The sequence below is a fragment of the Duganella sp. Dugasp78 genome (assembly GCF_059491455.1).
In genome coordinates this window covers 1,559,558-1,580,713 of record NZ_CP168506.1, presented here as the reverse complement: position 1 = coordinate 1,580,713, position 21,156 = coordinate 1,559,558, and the positions used below count along the sequence as shown (strand labels likewise).

19 protein-coding genes are annotated in these 21,156 nt (G+C 66.0%); 18 read left to right on the top strand and 1 reads right to left on the bottom strand.

Features of this window, described 5'->3' with window-relative positions; translation table 11 throughout:
• The first annotated feature begins 30 nt into the window (after positions 1–30).
• The 11 genes from ACEN9O_RS07050 (at position 31) to ACEN9O_RS07000 (ending at position 11,125) form a co-directional block, all read left to right on the top strand.
• On the top strand, positions 31–399 hold the full coding sequence (locus tag ACEN9O_RS07050) for a response regulator (protein ID WP_495616881.1): 369 nt from the start codon (positions 31–33) through the stop codon (positions 397–399).
• 16 nt (positions 400–415) lie between these two features.
• A complete protein-coding gene (locus tag ACEN9O_RS07045; RefSeq protein WP_495616880.1) occupies positions 416–724 on the top strand; it encodes an STAS domain-containing protein in 309 nt (102 codons plus the stop codon).
• A gap of 57 nt (positions 725–781) precedes the next feature.
• Entirely contained in the window at positions 782–2,974 is a 2,193-nt protein-coding gene (locus ACEN9O_RS07040; protein WP_495616879.1) for a chemotaxis protein CheA, read from the top strand.
• Between the two features lie 16 nt (positions 2,975–2,990).
• Positions 2,991–3,560, top strand: a complete 570-nt coding sequence (locus tag ACEN9O_RS07035; protein WP_495616878.1) for a chemotaxis protein CheW — start codon at positions 2,991–2,993, stop codon at positions 3,558–3,560.
• A gap of 12 nt (positions 3,561–3,572) precedes the next feature.
• Positions 3,573–4,379: a CheR family methyltransferase gene (locus ACEN9O_RS07030; RefSeq protein ID WP_495616877.1), complete on the top strand. Its 807-nt coding sequence runs from the start codon at positions 3,573–3,575 to the stop codon at positions 4,377–4,379.
• Positions 4,376–4,912, top strand: a complete 537-nt coding sequence (locus ACEN9O_RS07025; RefSeq protein WP_495616876.1) for a chemotaxis protein CheD — start codon at positions 4,376–4,378, stop codon at positions 4,910–4,912. The genes ACEN9O_RS07030 and ACEN9O_RS07025 overlap by 4 nt, the downstream gene beginning before the upstream one ends.
• Entirely contained in the window at positions 4,909–5,982 is a 1,074-nt protein-coding gene (locus ACEN9O_RS07020; RefSeq protein ID WP_495616875.1) for a protein-glutamate methylesterase/protein-glutamine glutaminase, read from the top strand. Before ACEN9O_RS07025 ends, ACEN9O_RS07020 begins: the two co-directional genes overlap by 4 nt.
• Before the next feature lie 11 nt (positions 5,983–5,993).
• Positions 5,994–7,262, top strand: coding sequence for an EAL domain-containing response regulator (locus tag ACEN9O_RS07015; protein ID WP_495616874.1), 1,269 nt, complete (start codon positions 5,994–5,996; stop codon positions 7,260–7,262).
• Positions 7,263–7,303: 41 nt separating this feature from the next.
• On the top strand, positions 7,304–8,998 hold the full coding sequence (locus tag ACEN9O_RS07010; RefSeq protein ID WP_495616873.1) for a methyl-accepting chemotaxis protein: 1,695 nt from the start codon (positions 7,304–7,306) through the stop codon (positions 8,996–8,998).
• A gap of 12 nt (positions 8,999–9,010) precedes the next feature.
• Positions 9,011–9,535 (top strand): chemotaxis protein CheW, encoded by a 525-nt coding sequence (locus ACEN9O_RS07005; protein ID WP_495616872.1) that lies wholly within the window; start codon positions 9,011–9,013, stop codon positions 9,533–9,535.
• A 108-nt stretch (positions 9,536–9,643) separates the two neighbouring features.
• Complete coding sequence (locus ACEN9O_RS07000) at positions 9,644–11,125, top strand: methyl-accepting chemotaxis protein (RefSeq protein WP_495616871.1); 1,482 nt, start codon at positions 9,644–9,646, stop codon at positions 11,123–11,125.
• Positions 11,126–11,134: 9 nt separating this feature from the next.
• Here ACEN9O_RS07000 and ACEN9O_RS06995 read toward each other — a convergent pair whose 3' ends face one another.
• Positions 11,135–11,947 (bottom strand): class I SAM-dependent methyltransferase, encoded by an 813-nt coding sequence (locus ACEN9O_RS06995; protein WP_495616870.1) that lies wholly within the window; start codon positions 11,945–11,947, stop codon positions 11,135–11,137.
• 440 nt (positions 11,948–12,387) lie between these two features.
• Here ACEN9O_RS06995 and ACEN9O_RS06990 point away from each other — a divergent pair, with 440 nt between their 5' ends.
• From ACEN9O_RS06990 to ACEN9O_RS06960, 7 genes are all read left to right on the top strand, one after another.
• Positions 12,388–14,025: a TldD/PmbA family protein gene (locus ACEN9O_RS06990; protein ID WP_495616869.1), complete on the top strand. Its 1,638-nt coding sequence runs from the start codon at positions 12,388–12,390 to the stop codon at positions 14,023–14,025.
• A 17-nt stretch (positions 14,026–14,042) separates the two neighbouring features.
• Positions 14,043–15,380, top strand: coding sequence for a TldD/PmbA family protein (locus ACEN9O_RS06985; RefSeq protein ID WP_495616868.1), 1,338 nt, complete (start codon positions 14,043–14,045; stop codon positions 15,378–15,380).
• 116 nt (positions 15,381–15,496) lie between these two features.
• Positions 15,497–17,134, top strand: coding sequence for a TldD/PmbA family protein (locus ACEN9O_RS06980; RefSeq protein WP_495616867.1), 1,638 nt, complete (start codon positions 15,497–15,499; stop codon positions 17,132–17,134).
• A 3-nt stretch (positions 17,135–17,137) separates the two neighbouring features.
• Entirely contained in the window at positions 17,138–18,475 is a 1,338-nt protein-coding gene (locus ACEN9O_RS06975; RefSeq protein WP_495616866.1) for a TldD/PmbA family protein, read from the top strand.
• A 128-nt stretch (positions 18,476–18,603) separates the two neighbouring features.
• Positions 18,604–19,224: a DUF4159 domain-containing protein gene (locus ACEN9O_RS06970; RefSeq protein ID WP_008444191.1), complete on the top strand. Its 621-nt coding sequence runs from the start codon at positions 18,604–18,606 to the stop codon at positions 19,222–19,224.
• A gap of 2 nt (positions 19,225–19,226) precedes the next feature.
• Complete coding sequence (locus ACEN9O_RS06965) at positions 19,227–20,225, top strand: AAA family ATPase (protein WP_495616865.1); 999 nt, start codon at positions 19,227–19,229, stop codon at positions 20,223–20,225.
• A gap of 6 nt (positions 20,226–20,231) precedes the next feature.
• Positions 20,232–21,149: a DUF58 domain-containing protein gene (locus ACEN9O_RS06960; RefSeq protein WP_495616864.1), complete on the top strand. Its 918-nt coding sequence runs from the start codon at positions 20,232–20,234 to the stop codon at positions 21,147–21,149.
• Positions 21,150–21,156: the final 7 nt, after the last annotated feature.

The window sequence follows — 21,156 nt, the reverse complement described above, 5'->3', positions numbered from 1 at the left end:
CGGGTTAACCGAGGTAGCGAGGTAGAGAACATGGCAAAAACCATCATGGTGGTCGACGATTCGGCCTCCCTGCGTCAAGTGGTCGGCATCGCGCTCAAGGGCGCCGGCTACGAGGTCATCGAAGGTCGCGACGGCGTCGATGCGCTGTCCAAATGCACCGGCCAGAAGATCCACCTGGTCGTGTGCGACGTCAACATGCCGAATATGGACGGCATCACCTTCGTGCGCGAATTCAAGCAGCTGCCGATGTACAAATTCACGCCCGTCATCATGCTCACCACCGAGTCGCAGGAGAGCAAGAAGGAGGAGGGCAAGGCGGCCGGCGCCAAGGCCTGGGTGGTCAAGCCCTTCAAGCCCGACGTGCTGCTGGGCGCCGTTGCCAAACTCGTGATGCCATAACCCCACGGAGGACGCCATGTCCGATCAATCCGCAGCAGCCGTCGCCCGCATCGCCCTCGACGGCGAGATGACCATCTACCGCGCCGCCGACCTCAAGGCGACGGTGCTGGAAGCCTTGCGCAAGACCCAGGTGCTGGAGATCGACCTGTCCGGCATCACCGAGCTCGACACGGCCGGCCTGCAGGTGCTGATGCTGGCCAAGCAGACCGCCAACGCCCACCAGCGCGAGCTGCGCCTGGTCAAGCACAGCCCGGCCGTGGTGGAGATCTTTGAAATGCTGGACCTGGGCGCCTTCTTCGGCGACGCCCTGCTGATCCACGCCTGATGCACGCCTGATTCTTTCCTCTGTTTTTTCTGTTTTTTCTGTTCCGAGGGCATAACCATGAACCTGGACGAAGCACTACAGACCTTCATCACCGAAAGCCGCGAGCTGCTGGAAGACATGGAGAACGCGCTGCTCAACGTCGACATCGCGGGCGACCAGGGCGAGGCGATCAACGCCATCTTCCGCGCGGCGCACACCATCAAGGGCTCGGCCGGGCTGTTCAGCCTGGACCACATCGTCGCCTTCACCCACGTGGTCGAGAGCCTGCTCGACGAGGTGCGCGACGGCCGCGTGGTGCTCAACGACGAGATGATCGTGCTGCTGCTGTCCTGCTGCGACTACCTGTCCGGCATGACCGACGCGCTGGCCGCCGGCCAGCTGGAGGCCGATCCCGACACCGCGCCGGAAGGCGAGATGCTGCTGCAGCAGCTGCGTCGCCACATGGCCGGCGGCGACGTGGCGCCCTCGGCCCAGCCGCCCGCCGCCGGCGCCGCCGCGCCGCTGGCGGTGCACGCCGAGCCGGGCGTCGAGCGCATCGACAAGCAAAGCGGCGACAGCGACTACTGGCACATCTCGCTGCGCTTCGGCCGCGGCGTGCTGCAGAACGGCATGGACCCGATCGCCTTCCTGCGCTACCTGGCCAAGCTGGGCCGGATCGTCGGCATCGCCACCGTGCCCGACGCGCTGCCGGCCGCCGACGACATGGACGCCGAGCTGTGCTACCTGGGCTTCGAGATCGCCTTCGACAGCACGGCCGACCGCGACGCCATCGCCGGCGTGTTCGAGTTCGTGCAGGACGACTGCGAGATCCGCATCATCCCGCCGCACAGCAAGGTGTCGCACTACGTCGACCTGATCCGCGCGCTGCCGGAGCAGGCCGCGCGGCTGGGCGAGATCCTGGTGCGCTGCGGCAGCGTCACCAGCTTCGAGCTCGAGGGCGCGCTGCACCAGCAGTCCCATCCCGCCAATCCGCAGGACGACGCCCCGCCGCAGCAGCTGGGCAGCATCCTGGTCGGCGCCGGCAACGTGCCGCCGGTGGTGGTGGAGGCCGCGCTGGCCAAGCAAAAGCAGGTCAGCGAGCAGAAGGCGCAGGAAAGCCGCTCGATCCGCGTCGATTCCGACAAGCTCGACCGCCTGATCGACCTGGTGGGCGAGCTCATCATCGCTGGCGCGCGCGCCGACATGATCGGCCAGCACATCCAGAACACCGAGCTGCAGGAATGCACCTCCACCCTGTCGGGCCTGGTGGAGGAGGTGCGCGACGCCGCGCTCGAGCTGCGCATGGTGAAGATCGGCGCCACCTTCAACCGCTTCCAGCGCGTGGTGCACGACGTCGCGCGCGAGCTGGGCAAGGACATCGGCCTGATCGTCGACGGCGAGGACTCCGAGCTCGACAAGACGGTGGTGGAGAAGATCGGCGATCCGCTGATGCACCTGGTGCGCAACGCCATGGACCACGGCATCGAGCCGGGCGAGGTGCGGGTGGCCAGCGGCAAGCCGGCCAAGGGCATGATCAAGCTCAACGCCTTCCATGAGTCGGGCAGCATCGTCATCGAGGTCAGCGACGACGGCGGCGGCCTGCGCAAGGAGAAGATCCTGGCCAAGGCGGTCGAGCGCGGCCTGGTGGACGCCGACCGCAAGCTCACCGACAGCGAGATCTACAACCTGATCTTCGAGGCCGGCTTCTCGACGGCGGAAAAGATCACCAACCTGTCCGGGCGCGGGGTCGGCATGGATGTGGTCAAGCGCAACATCACGGCGCTGCGCGGCAGCGTCGACGTCTCCAGCAAGGAGGGCGCCGGCACCACCGTCACGGTGCGCCTGCCGCTGACGCTGGCCATCATCGACGGCTTCCTGGTACAGGTGGGCAGCTCGGTGTTCGTGATCCCGCTCGACATGATCGAGGAGTGCATCGAGTACGCCACCGAGCCGGGCCAGGACTATTGCAACCTGCGGGGCCAGGTGCTGCCGTTCGTGCGGCTGCGCGAGCTGTTCCGCATCGGCGGCGCCGCCACGCGGCGCGAGAGCATCGTCGTGCTCAAGCTGGGCAACCAGCGCGCCGGGCTGGTGGTCGACACCCTGCTGGGCGAGTTCCAGACCGTCATCAAGCCGCTCAGCCCGATGTTCAGCGAAGTCAAATGCATCAGCGGCTCCACCATCCTGGGCAGCGGCGAAGTGGCGCTGATCCTGGATGTGTCGGCGCTGATGCACGCCGTCAGCGGCAAGGGCGCGGCCGCGCTGGCCGCCTAATCGTGAAGAGGACGACATGAATACAGCAGCAAGCGAAACCGTCAACAAGGTGGTCACCTACGGCAGCAGTGCGATCATCGCGCTGCAAAGCGGCGCCGCCCTGCCCAGCCAGTTCCTGACCTTCATGCTGGGCGAGGACCCGTACGCGGTCGGCATCCTGCACATCAAGGAGATCATCGAGTACGGCGCGCTGGCCGCGGTGCCGATGATGCCGCCCTGCGTGCGCGGCGTGATCAACCTGCGCGGCGCGGTGGTGCCGGTGATGGACCTGTCGGCGCGCTTCGACCGCGGCCCCAGCGTGATCGGCAAGCGCAGCTGCATCGTCATCGTCGAGGTGGACGGCGGCGCCGGCGACGGCAAGCAGGTGCTGGGCATGCTGGTCGACGCCGTCAACGCGGTGGTGGAGATCGCCGCCGGCGACATCGAGCCGGCGCCGTCCTTCGGCACCCGCATCCGGCCCGACTTCATCGCCGGCATCGGCAAGGTCAACGGCAAGTTCGTGATCCTGCTCGACATCGAGCATGTGCTGTCGAGCGAGGAGATCGTCGAGATGGCGCGCGGCACCGTCGCCATGCACCATAATTGAGGCGGCCCCGCCATGCCTGCCGTGACCATCACCGAGCGCGAGTTTTCGCAGTTCCAGCGCTTCATCTACGAGGCCGCCGGGATCTGCATGGCCAACGGCAAGCAGGCGCTGGTGAGCGGGCGCCTGGCCAAGCGCCTGGCGCACTATCAGCTGGAGACCTACGGCGACTACCTGCGCCTGCTGGAAAGCCGTGCCCAGCCGGCCGAGCTGCAGGTGGCGGTCGACCTGCTGACCACCAACGAAACCTATTTCTTCCGCGAGCCCAAGCACTTCGCGCTGTTGCGCGAGCTGGCCCTCGAGGCGCGCGACAAGCGCCAGACGCTGCGCGTCTGGAGCGCCGCCAGCTCCAGCGGCGAGGAGGCCTACAGCATCGCCATGGTGCTGGCCGACGTGCTCGACGAGGCGCCATGGGAAGTGATGGGCACCGACATCAGCACCCGCGTGCTGGAGCGCGCGCGCTGCGGCCACTACCCGATGGAGCGCGCCAGCCAGATGCCGGCGGCCTACCTGAAGCGCTATTGCCTCAAGGGCCAGGGCAGCGAGGCCGGCACGCTGCTGATCGAGCGCCCGCTGCGCCAGCGGGTGCAGTTCCGCCACCTGAACCTGAACGAGCCGCTGCCCAAGCTGGGCTGCTTCGACGTGATCTTCCTGCGCAATGTGATGATCTACTTCAACCTGGCCACCAAGCGCCAGGTGGTGGCGCGGCTGCTGGCGCAGCTGCGCCCGGGCGGCTATTTCCTGATCGGCCACTCGGAAACCCTCAACGACATCAACGACACCCTGGTGGCGGTGGCGCCCTCGATCTACCGCAAGCCATGAGCGTGACGCTGACCATGCCCGATTCCAAGCTCATCGACATTTTCCTGATGCCCGGCGATTACTTCGTCGGCGACGAGCGCTATCGGGTGCGCACGCTGCTGGGGTCCTGCGTGTCGGTCACGCTGTGGCATCCGGCGCTGCGCATCGGCGCCATGTCTCACTTCCTGCTGCCGGGCACCAGCCGCAAGAAGTCGCACGACAAGCCGGGCATCTACGGCGCCGACGCCATGGACCTGCTGTTGCGCGGCATGGCGCGCCACGGCGTGCCGCTGATCCAGTGCCAGGGCAAGATCTTCGGCGGCGCCGCCATGTTCCCGCGCAGCGTCAAGGTGCGCGACATCGGCATGCAGAACGGCGACTTCGCCCGCACGCTGCTGCAGCAGCACGGCATCCGCGTGGTGTCCGAGAGCCTGTTCGGCGAGGGACACCGACAACTGATCTTCACCATCCGCAGTGGTGAAGTACTGAGCCGCCAGGTGGCGCCGGAACTGGCGGCGGGCGTCGTGGCGGGGCCGCACAAGGAGAAGGCATGAGCGCAATCAACGTCATGATCGTCGATGACTCGGCCGTGGTGCGCCAGGTGCTGAGCAGCCTGCTGAACTCGGCGGCGGGCATCGTGGTCGGCCACGCGGTGGCCAATCCCCTGCTGGCGATGGAGCGCATGAAGGTGCAGTGGCCGGACGTGATCGTGCTCGATGTCGAGATGCCCAAGATGGACGGCATCACCTTCCTGCGCAAGATCATGAGCGAGCGGCCGACCCCGGTGGTGATCTGCTCGACGCTGACCGAGAAGGGCGCGCAGACCTCGGTCGAGGCGCTGTCCGCCGGCGCGGTGGCCATCATCACCAAGCCGCGGCTGGACCTCAAGCAGTTCCTGCACGATTCGGCCGACGAGCTGGTGTCGGCGGTGCGGGCGGCGGCCGGCGCCCGCGTCGGCAAGCTGGTCAACCGTCCGGCGCCGCAGCCGGTGGCGGCCAAGCTGAACGCGGACGCGGTGCTGCCGCCGGCCGACCACCGGCCGATGACCACCACCACCGAGCGCGTGGTGGCGATCGGCACCTCGACCGGCGGCACCCAGGCGCTGGAGGAGGTGCTGACCGCGCTGCCGCGCGTCTCGCCCGGCATCGTGGTGGTGCAGCACATGCCGGAGAAATTCACCGCCGCCTTCGCCGCCCGCCTGGACAGCGTGTGCGAGGTGCGCGTCAAGGAGGCGGCCAACAACGACCGCGTGCTGCAGGGGCTGGTGCTGATCGCGCCGGGCGGCAAGCACATGCTGCTGCGCCGCACCGGCGCCCAGTATTTCGTCGAGGTGGTGGACGGCCCGCTGGTCAACCGCCACCGGCCGTCGGTGGACGTGCTGTTCCGCTCCGCCGCGCGCGCGGCCGGCGCCAACGCGCTGGGCGTGATCATGACCGGCATGGGCGACGACGGCGCGGCCGGCATGCTGGAGATGCACAAGGCCGGCGCCCGCACCGTGGCCCAGGACGAGGCCAGCTGCGTGGTGTATGGCATGCCCAAGGAAGCGGTCAAGCGCGGCGGAGTGGAGAAGTCGCTGCCGCTGAACGCGATCTACCGCGAAATCCTGCAACAGCTTTCCCACTGATGGACGCCGTCATGAGCAGCTCCATCCTTGCCGCCGGTTCCACCGCCCAGGTCCCCGCCTGGCGCGGCCAGCGCGTGCTGGTGGTGGAGGACAGCCTGGTGCAGCGCGGCTACCTGGCCGGGCTGCTGCGCCAGCTCGAATTCGGCGAGGTGCTGGAGGCGGCCGACGGCAACGAAGCCCTGCAGGTGCTGGAGCGCCAGGGCGGCGAGACGATCTTCCTGGTGCTGACCGACCTCGAGATGCCGGGCATGGACGGCATCGAACTCACCTGCCAGCTGCGCGAGCGCCAGCTGGCGCAGAACCTGATCGTGGTCAGCGCGCGCGATCCGCGCCTGCTGGAGGTCATCGAGAGCATGAACTTCGAGGACGCCTGCATGAACCTGCTGGGCACCCTGCTCAAGCCGGTGCAGCTGGACGCGCTGGCGATGCTGCTCGACCGCGCCGGCAAGCAGGCGCTCCCCCGGCCGGCCTGCATGAAACTGGACCTGCCCGGCGCGGACGAACTGGCGCAAGCCGTGGCGCGCCAGGAATTCCTGCCCCACTTCCAGCCCAAGGTGACGATCCAGAACGGCCACCTGAAAGGCCTGGAGGCGCTGGCGCGCTGGCAGCATCCGAGCCGCGGGCTGCTGGCGCCGGCGTACTTCATCGAGGCGATGGAGGGCACGCCGCTGATGGCGGCGTTCACCCTGGACATGGTGCGCCAGGTGCTGGACCGGTTGCTGGAATGGACCCGGCAGGGCCTGCCGCCGCTGACGGTGTCGGTCAACCTGTCGGCCGACAACCTGTCCGAACGCGGCTTCATCGACCGCCTGATGGCGCTGGTGAACGCCTCCGGCGTGCCGCCGTCGGCGCTGGTGTGGGAGGTGACCGAGACCAGCGTGATGCGCCAGCTGTCGCAGGCGCTGACCAATATGGGGCGGCTGCGGCTGATGGGCTTCGGCCTGGCGATGGACGATTTCGGCATCGGCTATTCGTCGATGCAGCAGTTCGCGCGCTGCCCGTTCACCGAGCTGAAGATCGACCGCGCCTTCGTCCACGGGGCCTGGCAATGGCCGAACCGCCACGTGGTGCTGAAAAGCGCGCTCGACCTCGGCCAGAGCCTGGGCGTGGCCACCGTGGCCGAGGGCGTGGAGACGCTGGCGGACTGGAAGCTGCTGCGCTCCCTGGGCTGCGACATGGCGCAGGGCTATCTGCTGGCCAGGCCGATGCCGGCCGAGGAACTGGTGACATGGATTAAGCATGACCGGCGCCGCTTGCGCGCGCTGGCGGAACAGCCGTAGTCGGAGGAAGTCCAAACCATTCAATTACCTGGGGAATCGCCATGTTGTCTACACTAACGGTCAGGTCCAAGATCATCATACTGCTATCGGTGGCGGTGCTGGCGCTGGCGGCGGTGGTCACGATCGCCTTTGTCGGAATGAAACAGAATGCGGCCATGCTGGCGGAGGTCGGCAAGAACCGCTTGCCTTCGGTACAGGCGCTGCTGCAGGTCAGCGAAGGCCAGACGGCGATCCGCTCGGCCAACCGCGCCATGGACGCGGTGGCGGCCTACCCGGAGGACATCAACAAGCTGGCCCATGAGATCAAGCGCAAGCAGGAAATCTGGGGCGGCATCGACCAGGCCTGGAAGATCTACGAGCCGCTGCCGCAGGAGCCCGAGGAGGAGGCCTTGTGGAAGGTGTTCGTCAAGCAGTGGGACGCCTGGAAGACGCACGACGCCGCCATCGCCGAGGTGGCCGGGCAGATCGGGCGGGCCGGCGCCGGCCAGCGCAAGGAGCTGTTCCCCGCGCTGCACAAGGCCATCGGTGACGCCGCTCCGTTCTTCCACGACGCCGAGGACAGCCTGAACAAGCTGGTGGCGCTGAACGTCGGCTACGGCGACGCGGCCGTCCGCCAAGCCGACGCCTCGTCGGCGCATGCGCTCAACCTGATGTACCTGACCGGCGGGGTGGCGCTGGCGCTGCTGGTGGCGATCGGCCTGCTGATCCTGAACGGCATCATGCGGCAGCTGGGCGGCGATCCGGCCTATGCGGCCGAGATCGTGCGGCAGGTGGCGGACGGCGACCTCAGCGCCGACGTCGCGCTCAAGGCTGGCGACACCACCAGCCTGCTGGCGGCGATGAAGGGCATGATCGACAAACTGTCGCACGTGGTGCAGGAAGTAAACAACGGCGCCGAGGCGCTGGCCAGCGCCTCCGAGGAGGTGAGCGCGACCGCGCAGTCGCTGTCGCAGGCGGCCAGCGAACAGGCCGCCGGCACCGAGGAAACCAGCGCCTCGGTCGAGCAGATGACGGCGTCGATTTCGCAGAACACGGAGAACGCCAAGGTCACCGACGGCATCGCCAGCAAGGCGGCGCTGGAGGCGGCCGAGGGCGGCGAGGCGGTCGAGTCGACGGTCGCGGCGATGCAGCAGATCGCCAAGAAGATCAGCATCATCGACGACATCGCCTACCAGACCAATCTGCTGGCGCTGAACGCGGCGATCGAGGCGGCGCGCGCCGGCGAGCATGGCAAGGGCTTCGCGGTGGTGGCGGCCGAGGTGCGCAAGCTGGCCGAGCGCAGCCAGGTGGCGGCGCAGGAGATCGAGCAGGTGGCGTCGAGCAGCGTGCAGCTGGCGGAAAAGGCTGGCCGCCTGCTCAGCGAGATGGTGCCCAATATCCGCCGCACCTCTAACCTGGTGCAGGAGATCACGGCGGCGTCGGAGGAGCAGTCGGCCGGCGTCGGCCAGATCAACTCGGCCGTCACCCAGCTCAGCCAGACCACGCAGCAGAACGCCTCCAGTTCCGAGGAGCTGGCCGCCACCGCCGAAGAGATGAGCGGCCAGGCCGAGCAGCTGCAGCAGACCATGTCCTTCTTCAAGCTGACCGCGGGCGCGCGGCCGGTGCGCACGGTGACGGCGGTGCGCCAGCCGGGCAAGCCCGGCAAGCCGGCGTTGCGCGCCGGCGGCGAGATGGCGGGCAGCCGCCGCATGGCGGACCTGCGGGAACCCGATGAAACGCATTTTGTTAAATTCTGAGCGAGGGCGGCGATGAATACCTTGACTGTATCCGAGACCAAGCAACTGGCTGCCGGCGGGCCGGCGCAATACCTCAGCTTCATGCTGGGGCAGGACATGTTCGCCATCGGCATCCTGGCGGTGCGCGAGATCCTCGAATATGCCGGCGTGACGCCGGTGCCGCAGATGCCGGCCTGTATCAGCGGCGTGATCAACCTGCGCGGCACCGCGGTGCCGGTGCTGGACCTGGCGCGCCGGCTGGAACGCCAGCCCTCGCCGATCGGCAAGCGCACCTGCATCATCGTGGTCGAGGTCGACAGCGACGAGGGCGCGTTCGTGATCGGCATCCTGGTTGACGCGGTCAATGCGGTGCTCGATATTCCGCCGGCCGATATCGAGCCGGCGCCCAGCTTCGGCGCCCAGGTGCGCGCCGAGATGCTGCAGGGCATAGGCAAGGTGCAGGGCCGTTTCGTGCTGTTGCTCAACGTACAGCACGTGGTGGCGGCCAGCGAGCTGGCCGCGCTGGCCGGGGGCGGCGCGCTGCCGCTGGCTTCCTGACGCCGAAGGGCGTGGGGCGTACGCCACAAGTGAGTATTGGTGAGAATTGCCGTAAAGGATAGGTTCACAATGACTCGTGACCCCGCCCGTCGATAGGAGAATGTGCTCATGTTCAAGCAGATGAAAATGGAAACCCGGCTGCATGCCGGCTTTGGCGGCATCGTGCTGCTGGTGGTGCTGCTGGGGGCGGTCGCCTTCGCCAAGCTGAGCTCGCTAAACGAGCACTGGAACGAATTCGAAACCGTCACGCTGATGCGCAAGAACGCCGTGCTGGAGGCCGTTACCGCCCACGGCCAGGCGGTCCATCATTTCAAGAACTACATGCTGCGCGGCGGCGACTACCACAGCAAGTTCCGCGCCGACCTGGCCGCCATCGACAAGGAGATGGCCAACTACAAATCGACCGGCGTCGTCACCGCCGACGAGCAGGCGTTGCTGAACGAAGTGCTGGCCGGCACCAGGAGTTATGGCGAGAGCATGACCCAGCTCGAGGCGATGCGCGAGAAGGGGACGACGCCGCAGGAAATGGACAAGGCCATCAAGGGCGCCGACGAGGCCATCAGTTCCGCCTTCCGCAAGCTCCTCAGCGTCAACGACAGCGAGACCAAGGGCGAATCGGCCGCCATGACGGAAGTGGCCGCCTCCGCCAAGAAGCTGATCCTCGGCATAGATATCGCGATCGCGGTGCTCGGTTGCGTGCTGGCGGTGTGGCTGGCGCGCAGCCTGTCGGGCATCGTGCGCGAAGTGCAGTCGGTGGTGGGCAGCCTGGCCGGCGCCTCCGAGGAGGTCAGCTCGACCGCGCAGTCGCTGTCGCAGGCGGCCAGCGAGCAGGCCGCCGGGGTGGAAGAGACCAGCGCCTCGATCGAGCAGATGACGGCGTCGATCGCGCAGAATACCGAGAACGCCAAGATCACCGACGGCATCGCCACCCAGGCGGCGGTGGACGCGGCGCGCGGCGCCGAAGTGGTCAAGGCCACGGCGGCGGCGATGAAGCAGATCGCCAGCAAGATCAGCATCATCGACGACATCGCTTACCAGACCAACCTGCTGGCGCTGAACGCGGCGATCGAGGCGGCACGCGCGCACGAACACGGCAAGGGCTTCGCGGTGGTGGCGGCCGAGGTGCGCAAGCTGGCCGAGCGCAGCCAGGTGGCGGCGCAGGAAATCAGCAAGGTGGCGTCGGACAGCGTCGAGCTGGCCGAGCAGGCCGGCCATATGTTCGATGCGCTGGTGCCGAATATCCGCAAGACCTCGGACCTGGTGCAGGAGATTTCTGCGGCGTCGGAAGAGCAGAGCTCAGGCGTGCGGCAGATTAACAGCGCGGTGGGGCAGCTCAGCCAGACCACCCAGGTCAACGCCGCCAGCTCGGAGGAATTGGCGGCGACGTCGGAGGAGATGAGCGCGCAGGCCGAGCAGCTGACCCGGCTGATGGCGGTCTTCAAGCAGTACGCGGCCGACGATGTGCCGCACGCGCGGACGCAGCGCCGGCCGGTGGGGCCGAAGGCCGGCGCCAAGCCCGCGCGTCAGGCGCACAAGCTGGACCTGGTGGCCGACGGTGCGCCGGACGAGAACAAGTTCACGCGCTTCTAGCCTTCCGGCTCAGGGCTTGACGAACTTCAGCGTCATGCGGTCGCTCTCGCCGATGGCCTTGTACGGGGCGCGGTCCTGGTCCTTGTTGGCGTAGGTCGGCGGCAGCGCCCAGACGCCGTTTTTATGCTCGGCGTTGTCCTTGGGATTGGCGTTGACCTCCGACTTGTCGGCCAGCTTGAAGCCGGCCGCCTCGGCCAGGCCGATCACATATTTCTCGTGCATGTAGCCGGTGCTGGCATCCTTGTCCTGCGTCTTGGCGGCCGGCAGGCGGTGCTCGACCACGCCGAACACGCCGCCTTTTTTCAGGCTGGTGTAGACGCTGCCGAACAGCGTCTTCAGGTTGTCCGGGCCGGTCTCCATCCAGTTGTGGACGTTGCGGAAGGTGAGCACCATGTCGACGCTGCCGGCCGGCGCGAATTCATACTTGCGCGGCGGCGAGAACACGCCCAGCGCCACCTTGTTGTACACCTCCGGCTTGGCGTTCAGGCGTGCCATGTAGCGCTCCGCGCCCTTGCGCTCATCGGCGTCGGGCGAGGCCAGGTCGTCGCCGGCGGCGATCAGCTTGCCGTGGTCGCGCAGGTAGGGCGCCAGGATCTCGGTGTACCAGCCGCCGCCCGGCGCCAGCTCGACCACGGTCATGCTCGGCTTGATGCCGAAGAAGGTCAGCGTTTCGTACGGATGACGGTAGACGTCGCGCTCCACGTTGGCCGGCGTGCGCGACGGCGCGGCGATGGCAGCCTTCAGCGCCGCGTCTTCGGCGGCGATGGCGCCGCCCGCGATCAGCATGGTGGTGGCCAGGACGGCGAGTACGGTTCGTTTCATGCAAAGTCTCCTGAAGGTTCGTTGGTTGTGGCGATGCGCAGCCGCTCGCCCTGCGCGATCATGGTGCAGGCTTGCCAGAAGGTCAAGCAAATTGGGATGGCGCTCCGCCGCACCGTGACGGGCGCCCGCCGGACAGTCGACGGACACTTCCGGACACCGGCGGACAGTTGGCCGGACAACTATGCGGACACTTTGCGCCTGAACACCCCGCCGGCAGCACCGACTTGCAATATGAATACGCGTGGCACACATTTTGCCTGTCTCGTCCCTTAATCCGGCGCTAATATTGCAAAACCGGCGGAAACGGCGACGGATATTCAGGTGTAGTGCGAAGCAACGAGCGGTAAAGAAGTAGTTCCAGCTAGAAGAGCAAATAAAAAGCAGAACCCCGGGCGACCGGCCCGCAATCTAATCCTTGCTGTTACGTTTTTGGAGATACGATGGAACGACGTGCATTCCTCAATATTAGTAGTCTGGCGCTGGGCACGATGCTGCTGCCCGCCTTCGGCCGCGCGATCGCGGCGGAAGAATTGCTCAAGCCAGTCGCCCTTCAATTCAAGAAAATGCTGGCCGATACCGCGATGACCGCGGCGACGCAGGCCGGCGCCTCCTACTGCGACGTGCGGGTAGGCCGCTACCTGAACCAGTTCATCACCACCCGCGACCTCAACGTCGAAAACGTGGTCAATACGGAATCGGCCGGGGTCGGCGTGCGTGTGATCGCCGGCGGCGCCTACGGCTTCGCCGCCACCAACGACATGAGCCCGGACGGCGTGGCCGCCGCCGCGCGCCAGGCGGTCGCCATCGCCAAGGCCAACGCCAAGCTGCAGACCGAGCCGGTGATCCTGGCCCCGGTCAAGGGCGTGGGCGAAGTGGCGTGGGCCACCCCCATCGTCAAGGACTGGCGCACCGTCGCCATCAAGGACAAGGCCGAGCTGCTGATCGCCGCCAACAAGGCCGGCATGGAGGGCGGCGCCAGCTTCATGCAGTCGCTGCTGTTCCAGGTCAACCAGCAGAAGTACTTCGCCTCCACCGACGGCTCCTACATCGACCAGGACGTCCATCGCCTGTGGATGCCGGTGTTCGCCACCGCCGTCGACCAGAAGACCAACAAGTTCCGCTCGCGCCAGGGCCTGTCCTCGCCGGTCGGCATGGGCTATGAATACCTGGACGCGCGCCCCGAGCACAAGATCAAGGCGGCCGGCGGCGTGACCACGCTGTACACCAAGTCCTACGACCTGATCGAGGATGCCCGCGCGGCCGGCAAGCAGGCCAGGCAGAAGCTGACCGCCAAATCGGTCGAGCCGGGCAAGTACGACCTGGTGCTGTCGCCGGAACACCTGTGGCTGACCATCCACGAATCGGTCGGCCACCCGACCGAGCTCGATCGCGTGCTGGGCTACGAGGCCAACTACGCCGGCACCAGTTTCGCCACGCTCGATAAATGGCAGTCCAAGAAGTTCAAGTACGGCTCGGAGATGGTCAACATCGTCGCCGACAAGACCACGCCAGGCTCGCTGGCCAACGTCGGCTACGACGACGAAGGCGTCAAGTGCAAGCGCTGGGACATCATCAAGGACGGCATCCTGGTCAACTACCAGGCCACGCGCGACCAGGCGGCCATCATCGGCGAGAAGGAGTCGCACGGCTGCTCGTACGCGGACAACTGGAGCAGCGTGCAGTTCCAGCGTATGCCCAACGTCTCGCTGCAAGCCGGCAAGAAGAAGATGACCCCGGACGAAATGGTCAAGGACGTCAAGAAGGGCATCTACATCGTCGGCGACGGTTCCTTCTCGATCGACCAGCAGCGCTACAACTTCCAGTTCGGCGGCCAGCTGTTCTACGAAATCAAGAACGGCAAGATCGGCGAAATGCTGGAGGACGTGGCCTATCAATCGAACACCCAGGAGTTCTGGAACGCCTGCGCCGGTCTGTGCGACGAGCGCGACTGGCGCATGGGCGGTTCCTTCTTTGACGGCAAAGGCCAGCCTTCGCAGGTGTCGGTGGTGTCGCATGGCGCCAGCACGGCGCGCTTCAACGGCATCAACGTCATCAACACCGCACGCAAAATCGGCTAAGCCCTGGAGACCACGAGATGAAGAATTTGAGTCAAGACGAAGCAAAACGTATCTGCGACAAGGTGCTGTCCTATTCCAAGGGCGACCAGTGCGAAGTGAACATCACCGGCACCCGCAAGGGCAATATCCGCTACGCGCGCAACGCCGTGTCGACCGCCGGTTTGATCGAGGACACGCAACTGATCGTGTCGGTCGCCTTCGGCAAAAAGCAGGGCATCGCCACCATCAACGAGTTTGACGACAAGTCGCTGGAAAAGGCCGTACGCCGCGCGGAAGACCTGGCGCGCCTGGCGCCGGACAATCCGGAGTTCATGCCGACGCCGACCAAGCAGGAATACAAGGCCAGCCAGACCTTCTTCCAGAAGACCGCCGACATCGATCCTGAATTCCGCGCGCAGGTGGCGGCCTACAGCATCGAGAACAGCAAGAAGAACAATCTGGTGGCGGCGGGCTTCTTCACCGACAGCACCAAGTTCACCACCATCGCCAACTCCAACGGCGTGTTCGGCTACCAGAAGGACACGGGCCTGGATTTCACCGTGACCGTGCGCACCGAAGACGGCCGCGGTTCGGGCTGGGTCAAGCGCAGCGTCGGCGACGTCAGCAATTTCGACCCGCGCGAAGCGTCCAACGTGGCGATTGAAAAAGCGCTCAAGTCGGTGGACGCCAAGGCGCTGGAACCGGGCCGCTACACGGTGATCCTGGAACCGGCTGCGACCTCGGACCTGCTGGGCTTCATGTTCAACGGCTTCGACGCGCGCCAGGCCGACGAGGGCCGCAGCTTCCTGTCGAAGAAGGGCGGCGGCAACCGCATGGGCGAGAAGCTGTTCGACGAACAGGTCAACGTCTGGGCCGACCCGTGGGACAAGGACGTGGCGGTGCTGCCGTGGGATGGCCAGAGCATGCTGGCGCGCGAGCGCATGGACATCATCAAGGGCGGCAAGGTTGCCAACCTCGATTACTCGACCTACTGGGCCAAGAAGCAGGGCAAGCGCGCCGTCGGCTCGGCGGGCAACATCATCATGGCCGGCACCAACAAGTCGACCCAGGAGCTGATCGCCAACACCAAGAAGGGCGTGCTGGTGACGCGCACCTGGTACATCCGCCTGGTCGATCCGCAGTCGGTGCTGCTGACCGGCCTGACGCGCGACGGCACCTTCTACATCGAGAACGGCAAGATCAAGCATCCGATCAAGAACTTCCGTTTCAACGAAAGCCCGGTGACGATGTTGAACAACATCGAGGAACTGGGGCGGCCGGAAATCCTGTCGGGTGACGAGTCGCAGTTCCAGCTGCTGATCCCGGCGATGCGGGTGCGCGACTTCAACTTCACCTCATTGTCGGACGCGGTGTAAAGCACTAGCCGTCGTTCCCGCGCAGGCGGGAACCCATGCCGAGCTTCCTGGCCGGCGAAGTATGGATTCCCGCCTGCGCGGGAATGACGGGGTAAGGCCTGCTGTCAGGAGTTATAGTGGAACGACGTTCATTTCTAAAAGTTAGCGCGGCGGCCGGCGGCAGCCTGCTGATACCGGTCTTCGGCAACGCCATCGCGGCCGAGGAGCTGCTCAACCCCGTCGCCGTACAGTTCAAGAAGTCGCTGGCCGACGCCGCGATGAACGCCGCCACCAAGGCCGGCGCCAGCTACTGCGACGTGCGCATCGGCCGCTACCTGAACCAGTTCCTCACCACGCGCGACCTGAACGTGGAAAACATCGTCAACACCGAATCCTCCGGCGTCGGCGTGCGCGTGATCGCCAACGGCGCCTACGGCTTCTGCTCGACCAACGTCATGACGCTGGACTCGGTGGCCGCCGCCGCGCGCCAGGCGGTCGCCATCGCGCGCGCCAACGCCAAGCTGCAGACCGAGCCTGTGGTGCTGGCGCCTGTCAAAGGCGTCGGCGAAGTGGCATGGGCCACGCCGTTCAAGAAGGACTGGCGCACCGTGGCTATCAAGGAAAAGGCCGAGATGCTGATCGCCGCCAACAAGGCCGGCCTGGACGCGGGCGCCAGCTTCATGTCGTCCAACCTGTTCCAGGTGAACCAGCAGAAGTACTTCGCCTCCACCGACGGCTCCTACATCGACCAGGACATCCACCGCCTGTGGGCGCCGCTGACCGCCACCGCCGTCGACAAGGCCACCAACCGCTTCCGCACGCGCGACGGGCTGTCGTCGCCGGCCAGCATGGGCTATGAATTCTTCGACGCGAAGGACTCCAACAAGGTCAAGGCCGCCGGCAACGTCACCACCTTGTACAAGGGCGCCTACGATTTGATCGAGGACGCCCGCGCCGCCGGCCGCCACGCCCGCGAAAAGCTGACCGCGAAAACCGTCGAGCCGGGCAAGTACGATCTGGTGCTGTCGCCGGAACACCTGTTCCTGACCATCCACGAATCGGTCGGCCACGCCACCGAACTGGATCGCGTGCTGGGCTACGAGGCCAACTACGCCGGCACCAGCTTCGCCACGCTGGACAAGTGGAAGAGCAAGAACTTCAAGTATGGATCGGAGCTGGTCAACATCGTCGCCGACAAGACCACGCCAGGCTCGCTGGGCTGCGTGGGCTACGACGACGAGGGCGTGGCCTCCAGGCGCTGGGACCTGATCCGCAACGGCATCCTGGTCAACTACCAGGCCACGCGCGACCAGGCGGCCATCATCGGCGAGAAGGAGTCGCACGGCTGCTCGTACGCGGACAGCTGGAGCAGCGTGCAGTTCCAGCGCATGCCCAACGTGTCGCTGGAAGCGGGCAAGAAGCCGCTGACGCCGGACGACATGGTCAAGGACGTCAAGAAGGGTATCTACATCCTGGGCCGCGGCTCGTACTCGATCGACCAGCAGCGCTACAACTTCCAGTTCGGCGGCCAGCTATACTTCGAGATCAAGAACGGCAAGATCACCAACCAGCTGGAGGACGTGGCCTACCAGTCCAACACCCAGGAGTTCTGGAACGCCTGCTCGGCGCTGTGCGATGAACGCGACTGGCGCATGGGCGGCTCCTTCTTCGATGGCAAGGGCCAGCCTTCGCAAGTCAGCGCCGTATCGCACGGGTCTCCGACCACGCGCTTCAACGGTATCAACGTCATCAACACCGCTCGCAAGATAGGATAATCAATGAAGATGCTGACCCAGGAAGAAGCCAAACGCGTTTGCGACAAGGTGATGTCGCTGTCCAAGGCCGATGAGTGCCGCGTGCAGATCAGCGGTCAACGTGATGGCAATATCCGCTACGCGCGCAACGCCGTGTCGACCGCCGGCCTGACCGAGAACACACAGTTGACGGTGAGCGTCGCCTTCGGCAAGCGCCAGGGCACGGCCTCGATCAATGAGTTCGACGATAAGGCGCTGGAACGCGCCGTGCGCCGCGCCGAGGACGTGGCGCGCCTGGCGCCGGAAAACCCGGAGTTCGAACCGGCGATCAAGAAGCAGGAGTACAAATCCTCAGCCACCTACAACGAGTCCACCGCCGCCATCGATCCCGAATACCGCGCCGAAGTGGCGGCCGTCAGCATCAACGCCTGTCGCAAGAAGGGGCTGATCGCGGCGGGCTTTTTCAACGACACCACCGGCTTTGAAACGGTGGCCAACTCCAACGGCGTGTTCGGCTACCAGACCTTGAGCAACCTGGGCTTCACCGTCACCACCCGCACCGAAGATGGCCGTGGTTCCGGCTGGGCCACCCGTTCGGCGACGGATGCGAAGAAGTTCGATGCGCGCGAAGCGTCCGAGATCGCGATTGAGAAGGCGATCAAATCGGTGGAGGCCAAGGCGCTGGAGCCGGGCCGCTACACGGTGATCCTGGAGCCGGCGGCAACGTCGGAAATCATCGGCCGCATGTTCGGCGCCTTCGACGCGCGGCGCGCCGACGAGGGCCGCAGCTTCCTGTCGAAGAAGGGCGGCGGCAACCGACTGGGCGAGAAGCTGTTCGACGAGCAGGTCAACGTCTGGGCCGATCCGTGGGACAAGGACGTGCCGGTGCTGGCGTGGGACAGCTCGTCGATGCTGGCGCGCGAGCGCACGGACGTCATCAAGGGCGGCAAGGTGGCCTCGCTGGACTACACCCGCTACTGGGCACAGAAACAGGGCCAGCGCGCTGCTGGCCGTCACGGCAACATGATCATGGCGGGCGGTGGCAAGTCGACCGAGGAGCTGATCGCCTCGACCAAGAAGGGCGTGCTGGTGACGCGCACCTGGTACATCCGCATGGTTGATCCGCAGTCGCTGCTGCTGACAGGCCTCACGCGCGACGGCACCTTCTACATCGAGAACGGCAAGATCAAGCATCCGATCAAGAACTTCCGCTTCAACGAAAGCCCGGTGTCGATGCTGAACAATATCGATGAACTGGGCAAGCCGGTGGTGATCGGCGGCGACGAGGTGCGTTACCAGATGCTGATCCCGCCGATGAAGGTACGCGACTTCAATTTCACCTCTCTGTCGGACGCGGTATGAACGCCGTCGTTCCCGCGCAGGCGGGAATCCATAGAACGTTTGCGTTCACGCTCAGCATGGAGGGAATTCAGGCAATGCCTGGATTCCCGCCTGCGCGGGAATGACGTTAGCTAAGGCAAGGGAACCGCGTGGCCAACTACGATTTTTATTTCACCCGCCTGACCTACGAGTCGGGCGATTGGGATGTCGATATCCGCATGCCGAGCAACGTGCTCAACTCGCTGGTCGAATACACGACCTTGCGGGTTGATCCCGTCGAGCGCATCGTCGCGCTGTCCGATCCGAAGATGCTGGAGGCTCCGTTCTGTTATTTCGCCGGCCACAAGCTGGTGCAGTTCACGCCGGCCGAGCGCAAGAACCTGGAGCGCTACATCAAGGGCGGCGGCTTCCTGTTCGTGGACGACTGCAACCACGACATCGACGGCCTGTTCGCCAAATCGTTCGAGGCCGAAATCGCCCGCATCTTCGGACCCAAGGCGCTGCACAAGATCCCGAATACGCACCCCGTGTATTCGAGCTTCTTCCATTTCGACGGCCCGCCCAACACCAGCGTGGAGCTCAACGGCTGGGGCGACGATCTGGTGCACGACTATCTGAAGGCGGTGGAAGTGGGCGGCCGCGTGCGGCTTTTGTACAGCAACAAGGACTACGGCTGCGAGTGGGACTACGACTTCCGCAACAAGCGCTGGCTGGTGGTCGACAACACCCGCTTTGCGGTCAATATCATTCAATATGCGTTGGGAGCCTGATCTTGGATAGTGCAATCGCCTGGAGCGAAAATGAAATCGGCGCGCTGAGCGCCAAGGTGGCGGCGCTGAAGGCGAGCATGTCCCGCGTGATCATCGGTCAGGAAAACGTCATCGATGCGCTGATCATCTGCCTGCTGGCCGGCGGCCACGCGCTGGTGGAGGGCGTGCCGGGACTGGGCAAGACGCTGCTGGTGAAATCGCTGTCGCAGGCGACCGATATGAACTTCCACCGCGTGCAGTTCACGCCGGACCTGATGCCGTCGGATATCGTCGGCACCGAGATCCTGGAGGAGGACCACGCGACCCGCAAGCGCGAGTTCCGCTTCCAGCAAGGGCCGGTGTTCACGCAGGTGCTGCTGGCCGACGAGATCAACCGCGCGCCGCCGAAGACGCAGTCGGCGCTGCTGGAGGCGATGCAGGAGCGCAGCGTCACCTTCGCCGGTCAGACGCACCAGCTGCCCAAACCTTTCTTCGTGCTGGCGACGCAGAACCCGATCGAGCAGGCCGGAACCTATCCGTTGCCGGAGGCGCAGCTGGACCGCTTCCTGCTGCGCATCGACGTCGTGTATCCGACCGAGGAGGAAGAGATCGCGATGGTCTCCGCCACCACCCACGCCGGCCTGAAGGACGCGGACCCGGTGATGGACGTGGCGACCTTGCTGCGCTTGCAGCAGCTGGTGCGCGATATCGAGATCGGCGATCATCTGCTGGCGTATGCGACGCGGCTGGTGCGCGCCACCCGTCCGGCGCTGACGACGGTGCCGGCGGTGAAAAAGCATGTGGGCTGGGGCGCGGGCCCGCGCGCGGGGCAGGCGCTGGTGCTGGCCTCCAAGGCGCGCGCCTTGATGCACAACCGCCTGGCCGTCACCCGCGAGGATATCGGCGAGATGCTGCTGCCGGTGCTGGCGCACCGCGTGATCCGCAACTTCGAGGCGGAGGCGGATGGCGTGGCGATCGCAGACATCCTGCTGGCGCTGCGCGAGCATATCCGTCCAGATTAAGCCGCGATGCAATCGACCTTTACACCGTCCGCGCCCGCCGCCATGACGGCGATGATGGCGCAGACCAAGGATCTGGAGCTGGTGATCCGCCACGTGCTGGCGGGGCTGGGCCACGGCCTGCACGCGGGCCGCGAGCGCGGCGCCGGCGTCGAGTTCTCCGAGTACCGGGCCTACGCGCCGGGCGACGAGTGGCGCCGCGTCGACTGGAAGCTGCTGGCGCGCGCGGACCGCTACTTCGTCCGCGAGGCGGAGCGCGACAGCCACGTCGCCACCTGGCTGTGGCTGGACGCCAGCGCCTCGATGGCGGAGCCCAGCCGCGAGATCAATGGTGTCGACAAGCTGTGGTTCGCGCGCACCGTGCTGGCCTGCGTGGCGGCGATCGCGCAGCGGCAGGGCGACGCGTTCGGCCTGGTGGTATGCGGTAGCGGCAAGGTCGAGTTCACGCCAGCCTCGCGCGGGCCGCGCCAGTTGCAGCGCGTGCTGGCGCAGCTGGCCAAGGCCAAGCCGGAAGGCGGCCTGCCCAGTGCCGAGGTGCTGAAGGCCAGCCTGCATTTCGCCCGTTCGCCAAGTCTGATTTTCGCCGCCAGCGATTTCCTCGACTGGCCGTCGCCGTTGAGCGAAGCGCTGGTGCGTTTGCGCAGCCTGCGGCACGACGTGCGCTTGCTGACCCTGCGCACGCAGGCGGAGGTGGACGCGAGCTTCAAGGCTGGCGCGGCCTACCGCGATCCGGAGCAGAGCGATGGCCTGCACCGCATGAGCAACGCTGACCGCGAAAGCTACAGGCAGCAGAGCCGTGCGCATTTCGATGCGGTGGCGACCAGCTGCCGTCAAAACAATATCGTCCACTACGAGGCGCGTATCGAGCAGCCTCTGGGCGGTGTGTTGCGCAGCTGGTTGCGGCTGGCGGGAGCGCGCGCAAAATGAAGATGGG

Excerpts from the sequence above, each read along its gene's own strand:
- ACEN9O_RS07050 (WP_495616881.1), top strand. The coding sequence starts at position 31 with ATGGCAAAAACCATCATGGTGGTCGACGATTCGGCCTCCCTGCGTCAA.
- ACEN9O_RS07045 (WP_495616880.1), top strand. The coding sequence starts at position 416 with ATGTCCGATCAATCCGCAGCAGCCGTCGCCCGCATCGCCCTCGACGGC.
- ACEN9O_RS07040 (WP_495616879.1), top strand. The coding sequence starts at position 782 with ATGAACCTGGACGAAGCACTACAGACCTTCATCACCGAAAGCCGCGAG.
- ACEN9O_RS07035 (WP_495616878.1), top strand. The coding sequence starts at position 2,991 with ATGAATACAGCAGCAAGCGAAACCGTCAACAAGGTGGTCACCTACGGC.
- ACEN9O_RS07030 (WP_495616877.1), top strand. The coding sequence starts at position 3,573 with ATGCCTGCCGTGACCATCACCGAGCGCGAGTTTTCGCAGTTCCAGCGC.
- ACEN9O_RS07025 (WP_495616876.1), top strand. The coding sequence starts at position 4,376 with ATGAGCGTGACGCTGACCATGCCCGATTCCAAGCTCATCGACATTTTC.
- ACEN9O_RS07020 (WP_495616875.1), top strand. The coding sequence starts at position 4,909 with ATGAGCGCAATCAACGTCATGATCGTCGATGACTCGGCCGTGGTGCGC.
- ACEN9O_RS07015 (WP_495616874.1), top strand. The coding sequence starts at position 5,994 with ATGAGCAGCTCCATCCTTGCCGCCGGTTCCACCGCCCAGGTCCCCGCC.
- ACEN9O_RS07010 (WP_495616873.1), top strand. The coding sequence starts at position 7,304 with ATGTTGTCTACACTAACGGTCAGGTCCAAGATCATCATACTGCTATCG.
- ACEN9O_RS07005 (WP_495616872.1), top strand. The coding sequence starts at position 9,011 with ATGAATACCTTGACTGTATCCGAGACCAAGCAACTGGCTGCCGGCGGG.
- ACEN9O_RS07000 (WP_495616871.1), top strand. The coding sequence starts at position 9,644 with ATGTTCAAGCAGATGAAAATGGAAACCCGGCTGCATGCCGGCTTTGGC.
- ACEN9O_RS06995 (WP_495616870.1), bottom strand. The coding sequence starts at position 11,947 with ATGAAACGAACCGTACTCGCCGTCCTGGCCACCACCATGCTGATCGCG.
- ACEN9O_RS06990 (WP_495616869.1), top strand. The coding sequence starts at position 12,388 with ATGGAACGACGTGCATTCCTCAATATTAGTAGTCTGGCGCTGGGCACG.
- ACEN9O_RS06985 (WP_495616868.1), top strand. The coding sequence starts at position 14,043 with ATGAAGAATTTGAGTCAAGACGAAGCAAAACGTATCTGCGACAAGGTG.
- ACEN9O_RS06975 (WP_495616866.1), top strand. The coding sequence starts at position 17,138 with ATGAAGATGCTGACCCAGGAAGAAGCCAAACGCGTTTGCGACAAGGTG.
- ACEN9O_RS06960 (WP_495616864.1), top strand. The coding sequence starts at position 20,232 with ATGCAATCGACCTTTACACCGTCCGCGCCCGCCGCCATGACGGCGATG.